This window comes from Bombilactobacillus sp. ESL1092 (assembly GCF_058107465.1).
This window is the reverse complement of sequence record NZ_CM176594.1, coordinates 198,988-216,065: the sequence shown is the minus strand read 5'-3', so window position 1 is coordinate 216,065 and position 17,078 is coordinate 198,988. Positions and strand designations below refer to the sequence as shown.

Below are 17,078 nucleotides of genomic sequence, written 5' to 3'. Positions count from 1 at the left end.
GATGAGCTGTGATCGTATGTATCACAGCTTTTTTATACACTGAGATCCAATGGAAGGAAGCTAAGTTTTGAAAACAAGAGAAGATATTCGCAATATTGCTATTATTGCTCACGTCGATCATGGAAAAACAACATTAGTTAATGAACTTTTAAAACAATCAGATACATTGCCTGAACATATGGAATTAGGCGATCGAGCAATGGATTCCAATGCCATTGAAAAAGAACGTGGAATTACAATTTTATCTAAGAATACTGCTGTTAAATATCAAGGAACGCAAATTAATATTTTGGATACTCCGGGACACGCCGATTTTGGTGGCGAAGTCGAACGGATTATGAAAATGGTTGATGGTGTTTTGTTGGTTGTTGATGCTTATGAAGGTACCATGCCACAAACTCGCTTTGTGTTGAAAAAAGCTTTAGATCAACATTTAACACCCATTGTTGTGATCAATAAGATTGACCGTCCTGGTGCCCGTCCGGAAGAAGTAGTGGACGAAGTTTTATCATTGTTTATTGATTTGGGTGCTGATGAAGATCAATTGGAATTTCCAGTAGTCTATGCTTCAGCTGTTAATGGAACTTCTAGTTATGACTCTGATCCTGAAGCACAAGAGCATACAATGAAGCCAGTTTTTGATACTATTTTAAAGACAATTCCCGCTCCTGTTGACAACAGTGATGAACCCTTACAATTTCAAGTTGCGATGTTAGACTATAATGATTATGTTGGTCGTGTCGGCATTGGTCGTGTCTTTCGTGGTAAGATTAAAATTGGTGATCAAGTTTCTGTTTTGAAGCTTGATGGTTCAAAACAAAACTTTCGGGTAACGAAAATTTTTGGTTTCTTTGGGTTAAAACGCGTTGAAATCCAAGAAGCGCAAGCCGGTGATTTAATTGGCCTATCGGGTATGGAAGATATCTTTGTTGGTGAAACGGTTACGCCAGTAGATCATCCTGATGCTTTACCAATTTTACGGATTGATCCACCAACCTTGAGAATGACCTTCTTGGCGAATGATTCACCATTTGCTGGTCGTGAAGGTGATTTGGTAACTGCTCGGAAAATTCAAGACCGTTTGGAACAACAATTGCAAACCGATGTTTCTTTAAAGGTTGAAGATGCTGGTACTGCAGGTGCTTGGATTGTTTCGGGCCGTGGAGAACTACATTTGTCCATTTTAGTTGAAGAAATGCGGCGTGAAGGCTTTGAACTGCAGTTATCTCGACCGGAAGTTATTTATGAAGAAGTTGATGGCAAAGTTTGTGAACCGTTTGAATTAGTGCAAATTGATACTCCAGATGAATATGTTGGAACAATTATTGATTCAATGGCTCAACGTAAAGGTGAAATGAAAAATATGGAAAGTACCGGTAATGGTCAAACACGGTTAACTTTCTTAACACCTTCACGTGGTTTAATTGGTTACTCTTCTGAATTTTTATCTCAAACGGGTGGCTACGGTATTATGAACCATGCTTTTGATTCATATCTTCCAGTTATTAAAAACTGGGAACCAGGCCGGCGCAGTGGCGCTTTAGTTTCCATTAATCAAGGTCCATCAACGACTTATAGTTTACAATCTGTGGAAGATCGGGGCCAGTTATTTATTGGTGCTGGTGTTGATGTCTACGAAGGAATGATTGTTGGTCAAAGTAGTCGGGATCAAGATATTGCGGTTAATGTTACTAAGGGTAAAAATTTGACGAATACGCGGGCATCTGGTAAGGATCATGCTGCTGCTATTAAAACACCAAAGAAGATGTCTTTGGAACAGTCCATCGAATTTTTGAATGAAGATGAATATTGTGAAGTTACTCCACAAAGTATTCGCTTGCGGAAAAAGATTTTAAATACTAATGAACGTAAAAAAGCTGATAAAAAGCGGAAAGTTGTTAAAGACTAAAACTTTAACTGCTATGAGCTGAACATCAGCAAGTAATTAATTGATTATTTTTTATTTGTAATTCAGGCAATCTTTCGATCCAATTTGATTGAAAGATTGCTTTTTATATATCAGAATAAATCGTTTTAAAAATGATATAATAAAAAAAACTAAGAAAAGAGTGACAGTAGATTATTGAAGGTTAAATTGAAAAATTTGGATTATTGGATTGTAATTCCTTTTATTGTTCTTTCGGCTTTAGGGGTAATCATGGTCTATTCAGCTAGTTCTAATGCAGCGGTTTTGCAAGGAATGACCAACTTAGTTTATTTAAAGCGGCAATTAATTTATGTAATAATCGGATTCTGTTTATGTTTATTATTTTATTTATTTAAAATTGATTTGTTAAAAAGTCGGTTTTTTGTACAAATTTTTTTAATTGGTGTCACAGTACTGTTAATTTATTTATTACTACGAAAGCATTTTCGACCAACTTCGATGATTAATGGTGCGTCAGCTTGGATTAAAATCGGACCGATTAATTTGCAACCGTTGGAATTGGCTAAATTAGCTTTGATTTTGTACTTGGCTAAAGTTTTGAGTGCTCGCACTTTAAGAATTCGCCAACAAAATTTAGTTCCAATGTTGCAAGAATTATTTCCTCCCATTTTGTTATCGGGCTTGATTATTTTACTGACGCTCTTACAACCAGATCTTGGGGGCGCGGCTATTTTAGCATCCATTGTTTTTTTACTGACATTTAGTTCAGGCGTTGATATGAAATATGTTGTGTCCGTAATCTTGATATTAGTGGCGTTATTTGTGATTGCTTATTTTTGGTTTAAGCATCAATTAGTCGTTGGCGCTAACTCGTCTTATAAGTTGAAACGGTTAATGGCTTTTTTCCATCCATTTGAGTTAGAAAAAACAGGCGGGATTCAATTGGTTAATTCTTATTATGCGATTAATAATGGTGGCCTGTTTGGTCGCGGCCTGGGTAATAGTATTCAAAAGTTGGGTTATCTACCTGAACCATATACCGATTTTATTCTTGCAATTATTAGTGAGGAACTGGGTGTGGTTGGTGTGATTTTAGTTTTAGGATTACTCTTTATTTTAATTGCCCGTATTGTTTATTTAGGATTGCATTCCACCAATGCTTATTGGACATTGTTATGTTATGGCATTGCTACCTTGTTGTTTGTACAAACTTCGTTTAATGTTGGTGGCGTTGTAGGTTTATTGCCCATTACAGGTGTGACGCTACCGTTCATTAGTTATGGTGGTTCTAGCCAATTAGTGTTGTCAATTTGTATTGGAATTTGTTTAAATGTTTCTTTAAATCTTAAAAGAACCGCTAAGCTAGAGAAAGTAGGTTGATGAATTAATGAAATTAACACCACGACAGGAAATTATTGTCTGGATGTCTAATAGTCATCCTAGTAAGAGATTGCGCCGTTTTGGGACAGTAATATATGTGTCCTTTAAAATGAATTATGCCATCATGTATTTAGATCAAGCTAATCTCCAGAGTCAAATTAAGGTCATTGAAAAGTTATCATTTGTTACCAAAATTGAATTGTCACCCCGGCAAGATTTAGAAACGGATTTTGATGATAAGATTGGGAACGTGGCTAGTTTATTAATTCCGGAAGAACAAGATAAACGGATAAATAATAATGGGGGTAACGAGTAATGCGAGTGATCGCCGGAACTTTCCACGGGTTAAATTTATTACCAGTTAAAGGGCGTAATACGCGACCAACGGGGGCAAAAGTTAAAGAAGCCATGTTTAATATTTTGGCGCCATATTTATCCGCTGTTACTACTGGTTGTGATTTGTTTGCCGGCACGGGATCTTTGGGGATTGAAGCTGTTTCCAGAGGGGTCGAACAAATGTATTTAGTCGATTCTAGCCGGCAAGCTCAACAAACCATTCAAGCTAATGTTTTGAAAACACATGCTGAATCTCAGTTTCAATTGCTAAAAATGACCGCAGAAAAGGCTTTGACAGCTTTACAACAAAAACAAGTCCAACTAGATCTGCTACTCCTCGACCCACCTTATGCACAACACGTTACTGTAAAATTAGTTCAACAAGCGATGCAATTAGGCTTAATGGCATCGGGAGCCCTTATTGTGATTGAAACGGATTATGCTTTACAACCACCTGATTTGCAGCAATTTACAGTCATTGCAAACAAGCAATATAATCAGACCTATGTTCAAGTATGGCAATTAAATTAAAGAGGTAATAACGGAAATGGTGAAAAAAATTGGTGTTTATGCTGGTAGTTTTGACCCTGTAACTAATGGTCATTTAGATATTATCACGCGTGCGAGCCGTTTATTGGATCAGTTATATGTAGTGATTTTAAATAATACGAGTAAAAAATATACTTTTTCTTTTACAGAAAAATTAACGTTATTAAACCAAGCAGTTGCTTCCTTACAGTTAGATAATGTTCATGTGCAATTGGCTGCTGATCAGTTATTAGCCACGGTTGCGCAACAATTACAAGCACATTGGTTGGTGCGCGGCTTGCGCACAGCGGATGATTTAAATTATGAGATTTCAATGCAACAAATTAATCAATTGCAAAATGCTGATTTAGAAACAATTTATTTAGTAGCTAAACCCCAGTATATGTATTTATCTTCCAGTATGGTTAAGGAAGTGATTGCTTACGGTGGGCAAGTGGATGGGTTGGTTCCCGAGGTCGTAGCCAAAGCATTAACGCAGAAGTTGCAGTCTCAACAATGAAAGCTAAACATTGGTTAATAACTTTGATAGTTGTGGGATTATTAATGTTACTATTTTTTTTGCCCTTGCCCGCTTTTATTGAGTCTCCCGGATCAGCTAGTCATACTGATCAGGTGATCACCGTTAATCATCATAGCAAGTCGTCACCGTTATTATTTACGACAGTACAAGTGATGCAGGCGACGCCTATCACTTGGCTAATAGCGCACGTTTTACCTTATCATGAGGTCTTGAGTCAACAAGATTTGATGGCTAACGATAATACAACTGAATATGCGCAAATGCAGAAGTATTATATGAGAAATGCCAGTAATAATGCCATTGCTGCCGCCTTTAAAGAAATTCATCGGCCGGTTAAGCAACACTATCAAGGTGTTTATGTTTTGTCAGTTTTAAAAAACTCCCATTTTCAGCATTCTTTACACGTGGGTGATGTCATTACTAAAGTTAATGGCCGGGCTTTTCAAAGTTCTCAGGGATTAATGCATTATCTTCAACGTAAAAAAGCCACTGAGAAAGTAGCAGTTACTTATCAACACCGAGGCAGAATCCAAACAGCACATCAAAAACTGATGCGTTTGCCACATGAAAAGAAATCTGGTTTAGGGATTCAATTAGTTGATAAAGTTCAAGTTCAAACTAATCCTCAGGTGAAAATTAACGCTGGTTCTGTTGGGGGACCATCGGCAGGACTGATGTTTACGTTGCAAATTTACGAGCAATTAACTCAACAAAATTTGACCCAAGGGCAAATAGTAGCTGGCACGGGTACTATTACGCCACAAGGTCAAGTGGGGCCGATTGGCGGGATTGATAAAAAGGTGGTGGCAGCTGACCGCAAAGGTGCTAAGATCTTTTTTGCACCACGTGATCCAGTAACGCCAGCTAAATTAAAACTTGATGCACATTACCAAAGTAATTATCAATTGGCTAAAAAAACGGCTCAAAAGTTGCATTCTTCGATGAAGGTTGTACCAATCTCTAATTTAAAACAGGCCATTCATTATTTAAAAACGCATCCTTAGAAAAAAAAGGGGCGTTTTTTTTGTAATTAAAATTGGGTGATGAAGAATGCAGAAAATAAAAAATTGGTTAGTAGCTTATTGGCAGTGGTTAGTTGGAGGACTAATAATTTTGGCAGTAGTATTGTGGAAATTTTGGCCCAGCTCCTTAACACCTACGAAAAATGATCCGCCAACAGTGCAACAGACAACCATGGTTAAATCTACTCCTAAAAAATCTCCAACGACGATTGTCGTTGATGTGCAAGGTGAAGTGAATAAACCGGGAGTTTATCATTTATTGGCATCGGCGCGGATTTATGATGCTATTCAACATGCCGGGGGACCCACGGCTAATGCCAATCTCAAGGGTATTAATCAAGCCCAAAAATTACACGATCAAAGTCAAGTCATTGTCCCAGATCAAACCACAGCTGCACCGAATGCGAATGCCGCTGCCACAACCGCGACTACGACAGCCAATGCAAGTGTTAATTTAAATTCTGCAACGGCTGAAGAATTGCAGCAAGTTAATGGTTTAGGACCGAAAAAAGCACAGGCAATTATTCAGTATCGGCAAGATCATGGTAGTTTTACTAAAGTGGAAGATCTGACTAATGTCAAAGGATTTGGTGAAAAGACCGTGGACAATTTGAAGGATCAATTGTGTGTTTGAACGAGGTTGGTATTTATTTGGAGCTCTTTTTTTACAATTAACCATTGCTTTTGTAATCACTCAGAATGTTTGGTGGCTGATTTTAGGTATCGGTGTGATTGGCATTGTCTTACGCCATCAAAAATATTCAGTTTTAGTGCTGCTAACGGTGATGGGAGTGCTGGGGTGGATAATCGGTCAACAACCGCATATTGCTCAACCACAAACTCATGTCATTACAGTTTATCCTGATCAAGTTACCAACCGAACTAATTGGTTGTATGGTCAAGGACAAATTAATGGTTCACAGAAAGTTAATGTTGGAATCAATAGTAATTTTCAAGTGAAATCCCCCCAAATTATTATCCTACAGGGAGATTTTGTTTGGCAAAAAATCAAGCCCGCCACTAATCCAGGAGAATTTGATTTTCAAAAATATGAACGAACGCAAAAGATTTATTATCAAGCTACCGCTCAACATGTTCAAATCAAGTTACGAGCTCCCCGGGGAATAATTGAGTGGTTACACATTTGGCGTTATCGCTTGTTGTTACAAGTGTACCATTTACCACATTGGTTACGTTTAAATGCTAGTAGTTTGTTATTGGGACAATTTGATAATCAAGAGCAAGATTTGCGGCAAGGATTAACAAACTTAGGTATTATTCATATCTTTAGTATTTCGGGGTTGCATATTTACTTATTGGTTAATTGGATCAGCCAATTGGCAGGGGCTTGTAAACTTCGTAAAGAGTATGTTGATTGGCTAATTTTAGTCAGCTTACCAGCGATTGTTGTATTAACCGGTAGTGGTATAGGTGTTTGGCGAGCTTGTATCAGCCAAATTTTAAAAATGTTAAATGAGAAATATCGTTGGTATTTATCCCGCAATGATATCTTTGCGGGGACTTTGATTATTCATAGTTTTTTGATGCCACAAGTCCTGTGGACATTGGCAGGACAATTGAGTTATTTATTAGCTTATGGCTTAATTGTCTTGCAACAGAAAACGGTGTGGCAACAATCATTGCTGATGAATTTATTGAGTTTACCAATTTTAATTTTTCATAATTACAGTTTTAGCTGGTTAACGTTTTTAGCTAATTTATGTTTGACACCGATCTTTGAAAAAATGATTATCCCGCTAACTTTAATTAGTGTTTTTTTAAGGCAAGCTAATTGGTTGATTACTCCGCTGGAATCTTTGTTTACTTTGATTTATGCGCCAATTCAAGTATTAGCCCATGCTTCCTGGTCGCAAGTGACGGTTGGTAAAATTAATCTGGTAGTTTTATTACTGCTGTTATTTATGACCTTAGTTATCGCTCAACATCCCACCAAAACAGTTTTATTAGGCTTGCTGATTGGTTATTGTTGCATTATTTTGTTTAACCGCTATCCAATGACCGGTGAAGTTAGTTTGATAGACGTGGGACAGGGCGATAGTATTTTAATTACGACGCCTTTTTTTAAACGCACCTATTTGATTGATACTGGTGGAAAATTAAATTTTGGTCACTATCATTCGACTAATAATCGGGTTCAATCTATTACCATTCCATACTTGCGGTATCGAGCTATTACGCATTTGGATGGGGTGTTTTTATCACATCAAGATGCTGATCATATTGGTGATTTGAAAGTTTTATTACAAAATTTTCCGGTTAAGCATGTTTATTTAGCAGACGGGATGCAAAAAATACCGGCAGTTGTGCGGCAATTACAACCGTTTATGCATAAAATTGCAATTGTTAGATTACATGTCCATGATCAAATTTTATTACCCCATCAAGATTTTATGCAAGTGGTCTGGCCTCCACATTTATCTAATGGAAAAAACGAAGATTCACTGAGTTTAATAGTGAGTTTACAGGGCAAGAAATGGCTTTTTACGGGTGATTTAGATCGTGCCCACGAATTAAAATTATTTAAGCAACATGCTCCTAGAATTGATTTTTTAAAGGCGGGGCATCATGGTAGTAAAACAGCCAGTTCTCAACGCTTTTTACAACAAATTAAACCAAAATTAGTATTAATCTCTGTCGGGCGCCATAATCGTTATGGTCATCCTAGTCCGGAAACACTACGGACACTCAAAAAATTGCACATTCCTAATTTAAGTACAGCAAAACATGGTATGATTACTTGGAATTACAATTATGACCACCAGGAGAAATGGCGAGTTTTTTCAAGGAAAGAATTAAATGAAAGTCAATGAATTACAACAATCATTAAAGCAACAACAAATCGCACCCTTGTATTTAGTCGTGGGTTCTGAAAGTGAACTGATGCAACAAGTACGACAAATTTTTGTGCAATATTTGACGCCGGAAGAACAAGAGTTAAATGTGGCGGAATTTGATTTAGAGCAAGTCGATGTGCAAGAAGCTGTCGGTGAAGCTAATACTTTACCCTTTCTAGGTGAGCATCGTTTGGTACTAGTTACTAATCCAATCTTTTTGAGTGGTAATAAAAATAAAACGGGAATTGAGCAAAATGTGGCAGCGCTCATAGACTATGTACAAGATCCACAATCAACAACTATTTTTGTGATTTTTGCACCATATGAAAAATTAGACCAGCGTAAAAAAATTACGAAAGTATTGAAGCAAAAAGCACAGGTAATCGATGTGCAAAAATTAAACACTCAGTCTTTACAAAGTACTCTGCAAAAACAAATTACGGCTCAAGGCTTTACAATTGTGCCGGCTGCTTTAACCGCATTAATTCAACGAACCAAAGGGGACTATTCACTTGCCAATTCAGAATTAAAGAAATTGTTTTTATATGCGCAAAAGCAAAAAGTTATTGATTTAGCCATGGTGCAACAATTAGTGCCCCAGTCTTTGGATGATAATGTTTTTGATTTGTTAGATGCCATTTTACAGCATAATTTACGGCAAGCTGAGAGTTTATACCAACAATTGTTGATCCTAAATAATGATCCAATTTTGTTGACAGCATTAGCTCAAAGTCAAATTCGGGTATTGTTGCAAGTGAAGATTTTGGCTGGTCAGGGAATGTCGCAAGGAAAATTGGCACAGTTTTTACAGATTCATCCTTATCGAGTGAAATTAGCGTTACAGCGAATTAAAAATTACGATTTAGGACAATTAAAAAAAGCCCTTTCCGACTTAATCGAAATGGACTATCAAATGAAGACAGGTCAGGCCAATAAAACGCAATTATTTGAATTGTTCATGATTGCATTCATTACAAATAAAAAGACGGGCTAAGGTCCGTCTTTTTTAGGGTTAATTATTTAATTTTAGCGGCCAAACGTGATTTATCACGTGCAGCTTTGTTTTGTTTAATTAAGCCCTTGGACTTAGCCATATCAATGGCACGTGCAGCTTGACGATATAATTCTTGAGTATCTTCAGCGCCATTAGCAGCAGCAGTTTCAAACTTCTTAATAGTAGAACGCATTGCACTACGTTGAGCAGTATTACGTTCATTTGCTTTGGCAGATGTCCGTACACGCTTAATAGCTGATTTAATTTGTGGCATGTTCAATTCACCTCCGTGACCATCCCAATACCCTAAAAGTATACTAAAATCAGCTTCGATTTGCAATCATTCTGAAATAAATTCTTGATTTTTTCGACAGCTTAAGTTATATTCAACTATGTATTAGCTATGCTTTGTTTGTTGTGACACCGGCGCAAGCACAGTTTAGCTGAATTAATTTTATGAAGGTGGTTTTTGACATGGCAATAACTAAAGCAAAGAAACAAGAATTAATTGAAAAGTACGGTCGTAAAGCAGGCGATACTGGTTCTCCAGAAGTCCAAATTGCAATTTTAACTTATGAAATTAACAATTTGAACGATCATTTGAAGATCAACAAGAAGGATCATCATTCTTATGTTGGTTTGTTAAAGAAGATCGGTCATCGTCGTAATTTATTAGCTTACTTACGGAAGAGCGATATTAATCGTTACCGTAATTTGATTCAAAGTTTAGGCTTACGTCGTTAATAATTATCCGAAATTTAAGGAACTGTTCGAATTTATTCGAACAGTTTTTTTGTGGTTTGGATTTGAGAATTCTTTGCTGACAATCCCCCAGTCAAATTTTGAAATTTTACAGTGATAAGTCAATTCCAGATTGGTGTTTTGTATAAAAAATTAGAGAGTTGTGCTACAATGAGACAAACGCATTCAGGTAGTCACGAAGTGACAGCAAGATCTTGCAAGATTTTGAAATACTTAACAGCAGAAGGGTGAGATATTTGGCAAATTTAAAAATTATTCCGTTAAGTGGCTTACGAGAAAACGGAAAAAATATGTATGCCGTTGAATACGGGGATGAAATTGTTATTTTAGATTGTGGATTACAATATCCGGAAAATGAATTACTGGGAATTGATGTGGTGATTCCAGATTTTACTTATATTCAAGAGAATATCGATAAAGTAGTCGGGGTCTTTTTAACACATGGTCATGCTGATGCAATTGGAGCTTTACCTTATTTAGTCGGAGACTATGATATTCCCGTTTTTGGTTCCAAATTGACAATTGAGTTGGCCAAAATTGCAATTAAAAATAATAAAAATAGTCGTAAATTTAATAATTTTCAAGTAATTGACGCGCAAACGGCGATTGATTTTGAGCAATTGAGTATTTCCTTTTTCAAAACAACGCATTCGATTCCTGATTCTTTGGGAGTAGTGGTTCGGACACCAGTTGGTCAAGTGGTTTATACGGGTGATTTTAAATTTGATCAATCAGCAGATTCAATTTATCAAACTGATTATCAGCGTTTGGCCGATATTGGTCGAGAACCAGTTTTAGCCTTATTAAGTGATTCGGCTAATGCCGAATCACCTTATCCAGCAGCGGATGAGCGGGATATCTATAATTATATTTGGGAAACTTTTGAATACCAAACGGGGCGGATAATTGTCGCTTCGGTCGCTTCTAATATTTTACGGATGCAACAAATCTTTAATGCTGCGCAGAAGACGCAGCGCAAAGTGGTGTTGACAGGTCAAAGTGCATCAAAAATTGTACGGACGGCGATTAAGTTAAATTATTTGACGGTGCCAGATGGTTTATTAGTCAGTGCGCGTCAAGCTGAAAAATTACCCAAAAATCAAGTTGTCATTATTGAAACTGGCCGCATGGGCGAACCAATCAAGATTTTACAAAAAATGGCTACTAGTCATCATCATTTTTACCATATTGAAGAGGGCGATTTAGTCTTTCTAACGACGACACCATCACATGCAATGGAAACGACGGTTGCCAAAACGCGGGACTTGATTTTTCGTGCGGGCGGTGAAGTTAAAAGTTTAAGTGACTCGGGGTTGTATACCTCGGGACATGCTGCCAAAAGTGATTTGCAGTTGATGATTAATATTTTACGACCTCAAAATGTAGTTCCGATTCAAGGTGAATACCGTAATTTGGATGCACATTTGCATATTGCTTTAGAAACCGGATTAGATCAAGATCATGTCTTTGTTTTAAAAAATGGTGATGTTTTAAGTTATGAAAAACAACAGTTTCATTTAGCTCAAGCAGTAACTGCTGGTGATACTATGATCGATGGTGTGGGCATTGGTGATATTGGTACCATTGTTTTGCGTGATCGGCAATTATTGTCCCAAGATGGTGTCTTTATTGCTGTAGTAACTATTGATCGCAAGAAAAAGAAAATTATGTCTCAGCCACAGATTACAGGCCGTGGTTTTGCTGGTTTGGAAGAAAAGCCGGAATTACTGGCTGGCAGTCGCGAGGTGGTTGTGCGAGCAGTAGAACATAACTTATTGCATAAAGACTTTGATTGGTCGGAACTGAAGCAAGACGTTCGTGAAGACTTGAATCATTATTTATGGGAACAAACTAAGAGTCATCCAGTTATCTTGCCAGTTATCATGGAAGTTAACCAAAATCGACATCGTAAAGCGCAGCATAGTCATCAATAATTAATGAAGTTATGTGTAAAGAAGTCAAATGCTAAAGAAGCTTATTGTTTAGTAATTTGACTTTTTTACTACCTAGAGGTAATTAAACTTGGAAGAAAAAAGCTATCAAGCTCTATTACAAGCAGCTCAAGAATATCAACGAACAAAGAATTATTTAGCCGCTGCGGAATCGTTAGATCAGGCTTATCTACTCCAACCGAGCTTTTCCGTCCAATTGGCGTTAGTTAAAGCAAGACATCAAGCCCAACAGGATCAATTGGCTTGGCAATTACTTCAGCCTGATGTAGAGCGTTTTTTAACTACGGCATCGAATTTAGCCTTGGTGATTGATGTTTTGATTGGAATCAATAATTTCCTTCAGGCCCAACAATTATTATTACAAGCGCCGTCGGATTTAAATTCTATTAAAAAAAAGTTACAAATAGTAATTGACCAACATCAACAGCGTTACTATCAACGACATTTAACTGAAATTAAACAGTTAAAACAGCAGATTTTATCCATTGTAACCTTGCCTTTAATGCAACAATCTAATTTGATTTTACAATTACATTGTTTAACGAGTTGGGATTTTGAACAAAGCAGTCAAGTGCTTTTGCAAAACCCTTATTTGCATCCGTTATTGAAAGCGGGCTTGACGGAAGATTTAGTCAAGTTACAAATTCAACATCTCGTTAAAATTAATTTTTATGGTACTGACAAAAAGTTTTTGCCAGCAAAAACCCCGTTAATTTATCAATTGAATAGTTTAGTTAGTTGGCAAAAACAGCTAGTGGATAATCGTTTAAAGGATGAAACCAATTTATTAGCGGCAATGTTATATCCGTTTACGGATCAGATTATTTGCGATCCAGATTTATGGTTGCAGCGGATCAAATCTCGCTGGGAGAATGAAAAAAATACCCAATCACTTGAAAAACCAGCAAAAGCTGTTAAAGTAGATAAGTGGTTGGATAAATTAGATGAATTATTAAGTTTATTCAATTAATTTAGAAAATTGGTTTACATTTGATAACTCAGTTTGTATACTACTAAGAGTATATTTTTGGTCGGTATCGCTTTGTTTTTGGAACCAAAAGTAGTATAATTCTTGCATAAAGAGTTGTCTTTGCAATACTCTTTATATTTTTTTGTGAAGATAATTCAGATGACAAACAGGAGGTTTCTTTTCATGGCAGAAAAAGAACATTATGAAAGAACTAAGCCCCATGTAAATATCGGTACAATCGGTCACGTTGACCACGGTAAAACAACTTTAACAGCTGCAATTACTAAAGTTTTGGCTGATAAAGGTTTAGCTAAAGCTGAAGATTATTCTGATATTGACAAGGCTCCAGAAGAAAAAGAACGTGGGATTACAATCAACACTGCTCACGTTGAATATGAAACTGAAAAGCGTCATTACGCTCATATTGATGCCCCAGGACATGCTGACTACGTTAAAAACATGATCACTGGTGCTGCTCAAATGGACGGCGCAATTTTGGTTGTTGCTGCAACTGACGGCCCAATGCCTCAGACTCGTGAACATATCTTGTTAGCTCACCAAGTTGGTGTTGACTACATCGTAGTCTTCTTAAACAAGACTGACTTAGTTGACGATGACGAATTAGTTGACTTAGTTGAAATGGAAGTTCGGGAATTATTATCCGAATACGATTATCCTGGGGATGACATTCCAGTTATCCGTGGATCCGCTTTGAAGGCTTTGGAAGGTGACCCTGAACAAGTTAAGGTCATTGAAAAGTTAATGGATACGATTGATGACTACATTCCTACACCTCAACGTAGTAATGACAAGCCATTCTTGATGCCTGTTGAAGATGTCTTCACAATTACTGGTCGTGGTACTGTTGCTTCTGGTCGTATTGACCGTGGCGAAGTTAAGATCGGTGATGAAGTTGACATTGTTGGCTTGCATGATGAAGATGGTCATTCAACAGTTACTGGTTTGGAAATGTTCCGTAAGACGCTTGATTTAGGTGAAGCCGGCGATAACGTTGGTGTCTTGTTACGTGGTATCAACCGTGATCAAATCGAACGTGGTCAAGTTTTGGCTAAGCCAGGTTCCATCCAAACTCATAACAAGTTTAAGGGTGAAGTCTACATCTTAACTAAAGAAGAAGGTGGACGTCATACTCCATTCTTCTCTAACTATCGTCCACAATTCTATTTCCATACAACTGATGTTACTGGTGTTATTGAATTACCTGATGGCGTTGAAATGGTTATGCCTGGTGATAATGTAACTTTTGAAGTTGACTTAATTGCTCCAGTTGCTATCGAAAAAGGTACTAAGTTTACTGTCCGTGAAGGTGGACGTACTGTTGGTGCCGGTGTTGTTACTGAAATTTTAGACTAATTTTCATGGCAACTAAAAGTCTGGTGCGCCAGACTTTTTTTGTACATAAATTTTGGTCTAATAACGCTTTGGAACATTTACAAGTTATTTTATTTAGGGTAAGATGGATAAAGTATGAGATAATTAGTACCGGAGGGATATTATGGCTGCTAAAGCTGAATGGACGAAAGAAAAAGATCAAGATGGCAAATTAACTTTTGAAATTGATCAAGAGACAATTAAACAAGGATTAGATACCGCATTTAAACGTGTACGCAAAACTTTAAATATTCCGGGTTTTCGGAAGGGTAAAGTGCCACGTGTGGTCTTTGATCAAATGTATGGTGAAGAAGCATTATATCAAGATGCTTTAAATGCCGTTTTACCAATGGCATATTCTCAAGCAATTGATGAAACTGAAATTAAACCTGTTGGCCAACCAGAAATTTCAATTGATAGCATGGAAGCTGATCAACCTTGGAAAATTTCTGCAACCGTCGCTGTGGAACCAGAAGTAACTTTGGGTGACTATAAAGGTTTAGAAGTTAAGAAGCAAGATACTACAGTTTCTGCTGAGGATGTTGACAAAGACTTAGAACGTTTGCAAAAACAACAAGCTGAATTGGTCTTGAAAGAATCCGGCAAATCACAAAAAGGTGATACTGTTGTGATTGATTATAAAGGAACAGTTGATGGCAAAGCTTTTGATGGTGGTAGTGCCGAAAATTATTCATTAGAATTAGGTTCGAATTCTTTCATTCCAGGCTTTGAAGATCAATTAATTGATCATGAAAGTGGCGATGAAGTGGATGTCAAAGTTACTTTCCCAGAAGACTACCAAGCTAAAGATTTAGCGGGTAAAGAGGCTCATTTTCAAACGACAATTCATGAAATTAAAACCAAAGAATTACCAAAATTAGATGACGATTTTGCGAAAGACGTTGATGAAGACGTTGATACTTTGGCAGAATTGAAAACGAAGATTGAAGATCGTTTGAAAAAGCAACGGAAACAAATGGCTGAAGATGCAATTGAAACTGAAGCTGTTGATAAAGCTATTGATAATGCAACCTTCGAAGCAATTCCGCAAGCAATGATTGATACTGATGTTCAAAATCAAATTGATCAATACTTGGGCAACATGCAACGTCAGGGTATTAATCCCCAAATGTATTATCAAATGACTGGTACCACTGAAGATGATTTAAAGAAGCAATTTAGTCAAGATGCTGAAAAGCGCGTTAAGACTAACTTATTGTTAGAAGCTATTGTTAAAGCTGAAAATATTGAAATTACGGCTGAAGAACGTGATCAAGAAGTTAAAGAATTAGCAGCTGATTATGGCATGCAAGAAGATGCTGTCAAGAATGCTTTGTCTGAAGAAATGCTTGACCATGACATTGCAATCAAGAAGGTCGTTGATTTAATGACTGATTCTGCCGTACAAAAATAATCATTTTGATCAAATAAAAAGCATTTTTCATTTCCCAGAATTTTTGTGGAGGAATTGAAAGATGCTTTTTTTTTATTGACTAATTATTGTCAGTAGCTATTTACTTTGCAACTTTAGCATAATTAGCTTTAATGGCAGTTACTGATTTTTGATAAGCTTGTTGTTCAGTTGCATCTAAAGGTACTGGTACGATGGCGCTAACACCGGTTTGGCCGACTACGGCAACTTGTCCAATATAAATTCCATTGTGTGCGTCATAAGAACTAACGGGCATCGCAACCTGAGCGTCAGTCAAGACAGCTTCGATAATCTGATTAACAATCGTGGCAATACCGTTGTTAGTATATTCTTTGCCAAAGAAGATTTCATAACCACCGTTGGCTGTGTCATGGGTTAGTTGTGGTAAATCTAACGTCCAATTGTCAAGCGTTTGACCAGCAACCTTGACACTAGACCAAGCGACAAATAATGTGTCCCCGTGTTCTCCTAAAACGTAACCGCTAACATCATGAGGATTATGATTAGTGGCTTTGCCAACTACCCGGTGCATCCGCGCAGTTTCCAAACCGATACCCGTACCAATAATTTTCTGTGGCGCTAAACCAGTTTCTTCTTGTAATAACTTGGCGATCACATCGCAAGGATTGGTGATTGTGACGATGACACCATTGAAACCGGAGGCTTTAATTTTAGGTGCAATTTCATGAACCATCTGACTAGTTAAACCTAGTTCATAGTCCCGCTCGCCACCATGATCTAGTAAAGCTGAGATTTTACCAGGACAAAAAACTAACGCATCTAAATCGCTTAACTGAGACCAATTCTCGGCTTGATAATCTTGAATTTCAATTGTCATGTCGTTAGGTAATAATGCAATTTGATCTTGTAAGTCCAATTGCTCTGACTGAGCCTTTTTCATATTCTTATCGACCAAAACTAATTTGCCGACTTGTCCTCTTTGCGCCATTACTAATGCCGTCGTGGCTCCAACATGACCTTGTCCAATAATTCCAACCTTATTCATATCTGTGCTCCCTACTTTCG

General features: G+C 37.2%; 16 protein-coding genes. 14 read left to right on the top strand and 2 right to left on the bottom strand.

Annotated elements, in window-relative coordinates:
- Window positions 1-67 precede the first annotated feature (67 nt).
- The 9 genes from typA (at window position 68) to holA (ending at window position 9,544) form a co-directional block, all read left to right on the top strand.
- The gene (gene typA / locus AC3B6Y_RS01080) at window positions 68-1,909 is read left to right on the top strand and encodes a translational GTPase TypA (protein WP_489757851.1); all 1,842 of its coding nucleotides are present in this window, start codon (window positions 68-70) and stop codon (window positions 1,907-1,909) included.
- Between the two features lie 174 nt (window positions 1,910-2,083).
- Complete coding sequence (locus AC3B6Y_RS01075) at window positions 2,084-3,268, top strand: FtsW/RodA/SpoVE family cell cycle protein (protein WP_489791176.1); 1,185 nt, start codon at window positions 2,084-2,086, stop codon at window positions 3,266-3,268.
- A gap of 7 nt (window positions 3,269-3,275) precedes the next feature.
- Window positions 3,276-3,584 (top strand): YlbG family protein, encoded by a 309-nt coding sequence (locus AC3B6Y_RS01070; protein ID WP_489757853.1) that lies wholly within the window; start codon window positions 3,276-3,278, stop codon window positions 3,582-3,584.
- Window positions 3,584-4,135, top strand: a complete 552-nt coding sequence (gene rsmD / locus AC3B6Y_RS01065) for a 16S rRNA (guanine(966)-N(2))-methyltransferase RsmD (RefSeq protein WP_489757854.1) — start codon at window positions 3,584-3,586, stop codon at window positions 4,133-4,135. The genes AC3B6Y_RS01070 and rsmD overlap by 1 nt, the downstream gene beginning before the upstream one ends.
- 16 nt (window positions 4,136-4,151) lie before the next feature.
- On the top strand, window positions 4,152-4,652 hold the full coding sequence (gene coaD, locus AC3B6Y_RS01060; protein WP_489757855.1) for a pantetheine-phosphate adenylyltransferase: 501 nt from the start codon (window positions 4,152-4,154) through the stop codon (window positions 4,650-4,652).
- Complete coding sequence (locus AC3B6Y_RS01055; RefSeq protein ID WP_489791175.1) at window positions 4,649-5,677, top strand: SepM family pheromone-processing serine protease; 1,029 nt, start codon at window positions 4,649-4,651, stop codon at window positions 5,675-5,677. The genes coaD and AC3B6Y_RS01055 overlap by 4 nt, the downstream gene beginning before the upstream one ends.
- Window positions 5,678-5,723: 46 nt before the next feature.
- A complete protein-coding gene (locus tag AC3B6Y_RS01050; protein ID WP_489757857.1) occupies window positions 5,724-6,329 on the top strand; it encodes a ComEA family DNA-binding protein in 606 nt (201 codons plus the stop codon).
- Complete coding sequence (locus AC3B6Y_RS01045) at window positions 6,322-8,526, top strand: DNA internalization-related competence protein ComEC/Rec2 (RefSeq protein ID WP_489791174.1); 2,205 nt, start codon at window positions 6,322-6,324, stop codon at window positions 8,524-8,526. Before AC3B6Y_RS01050 ends, AC3B6Y_RS01045 begins: the two co-directional genes overlap by 8 nt.
- The gene (holA, locus tag AC3B6Y_RS01040) at window positions 8,513-9,544 is read left to right on the top strand and encodes a DNA polymerase III subunit delta (protein ID WP_489791173.1); all 1,032 of its coding nucleotides are present in this window, start codon (window positions 8,513-8,515) and stop codon (window positions 9,542-9,544) included. Before AC3B6Y_RS01045 ends, holA begins: the two co-directional genes overlap by 14 nt.
- Window positions 9,545-9,566: 22 nt before the next feature.
- Here the strand turns inward: holA and rpsT are convergent, their stop codons facing one another.
- The gene (gene rpsT, locus AC3B6Y_RS01035) at window positions 9,567-9,818 is read right to left on the bottom strand and encodes a 30S ribosomal protein S20 (protein ID WP_489757860.1); all 252 of its coding nucleotides are present in this window, start codon (window positions 9,816-9,818) and stop codon (window positions 9,567-9,569) included.
- Between the two features lie 200 nt (window positions 9,819-10,018).
- Between rpsT and rpsO the strand changes: the two genes are divergently transcribed.
- The 5 genes from rpsO (at window position 10,019) to tig (ending at window position 16,034) form a co-directional block, all read left to right on the top strand.
- Entirely contained in the window at window positions 10,019-10,288 is a 270-nt protein-coding gene (gene rpsO, locus AC3B6Y_RS01030; protein WP_489757861.1) for a 30S ribosomal protein S15, read from the top strand.
- Between the two features lie 254 nt (window positions 10,289-10,542).
- Entirely contained in the window at window positions 10,543-12,240 is a 1,698-nt protein-coding gene (locus AC3B6Y_RS01025; RefSeq protein WP_489757862.1) for a ribonuclease J, read from the top strand.
- 88 nt (window positions 12,241-12,328) lie between these two features.
- Entirely contained in the window at window positions 12,329-13,228 is a 900-nt protein-coding gene (locus tag AC3B6Y_RS01020) for a hypothetical protein (RefSeq protein ID WP_489775292.1), read from the top strand.
- A 183-nt stretch (window positions 13,229-13,411) separates the two neighbouring features.
- Window positions 13,412-14,602, top strand: a complete 1,191-nt coding sequence (gene tuf / locus AC3B6Y_RS01015) for an elongation factor Tu (protein ID WP_489757864.1) — start codon at window positions 13,412-13,414, stop codon at window positions 14,600-14,602.
- A gap of 142 nt (window positions 14,603-14,744) precedes the next feature.
- Window positions 14,745-16,034 carry a trigger factor gene (gene tig, locus AC3B6Y_RS01010; protein WP_489757865.1) on the top strand — a complete coding sequence of 430 codons (1,290 nt, stop codon included), beginning with the start codon at window positions 14,745-14,747 and terminating at the stop codon, window positions 16,032-16,034.
- A 100-nt stretch (window positions 16,035-16,134) separates the two neighbouring features.
- Here tig and AC3B6Y_RS01005 read toward each other — a convergent pair whose 3' ends face one another.
- Entirely contained in the window at window positions 16,135-17,058 is a 924-nt protein-coding gene (locus AC3B6Y_RS01005; RefSeq protein ID WP_489757866.1) for a lactate/malate family dehydrogenase, read from the bottom strand.
- Window positions 17,059-17,078 lie beyond the last annotated feature (20 nt).

Bases quoted from the DNA above. Each gene is read 5' to 3' on its own strand.
- AC3B6Y_RS01070 (WP_489757853.1), top strand. From the start codon at position 3,276: ATGAAATTAACACCACGACAGGAAATTATTGTCTGGATGTCTAATAGT.
- rsmD (WP_489757854.1), top strand. From the start codon at position 3,584: ATGCGAGTGATCGCCGGAACTTTCCACGGGTTAAATTTATTACCAGTT.
- coaD (WP_489757855.1), top strand. From the start codon at position 4,152: ATGGTGAAAAAAATTGGTGTTTATGCTGGTAGTTTTGACCCTGTAACT.
- AC3B6Y_RS01055 (WP_489791175.1), top strand. From the start codon at position 4,649: ATGAAAGCTAAACATTGGTTAATAACTTTGATAGTTGTGGGATTATTA.
- AC3B6Y_RS01050 (WP_489757857.1), top strand. From the start codon at position 5,724: ATGCAGAAAATAAAAAATTGGTTAGTAGCTTATTGGCAGTGGTTAGTT.
- holA (WP_489791173.1), top strand. From the start codon at position 8,513: ATGAAAGTCAATGAATTACAACAATCATTAAAGCAACAACAAATCGCA.
- rpsT (WP_489757860.1), bottom strand. From the start codon at position 9,818: ATGCCACAAATTAAATCAGCTATTAAGCGTGTACGGACATCTGCCAAA.
- rpsO (WP_489757861.1), top strand. From the start codon at position 10,019: ATGGCAATAACTAAAGCAAAGAAACAAGAATTAATTGAAAAGTACGGT.
- tuf (WP_489757864.1), top strand. From the start codon at position 13,412: ATGGCAGAAAAAGAACATTATGAAAGAACTAAGCCCCATGTAAATATC.
- tig (WP_489757865.1), top strand. From the start codon at position 14,745: ATGGCTGCTAAAGCTGAATGGACGAAAGAAAAAGATCAAGATGGCAAA.
- AC3B6Y_RS01005 (WP_489757866.1), bottom strand. From the start codon at position 17,058: ATGAATAAGGTTGGAATTATTGGACAAGGTCATGTTGGAGCCACGACG.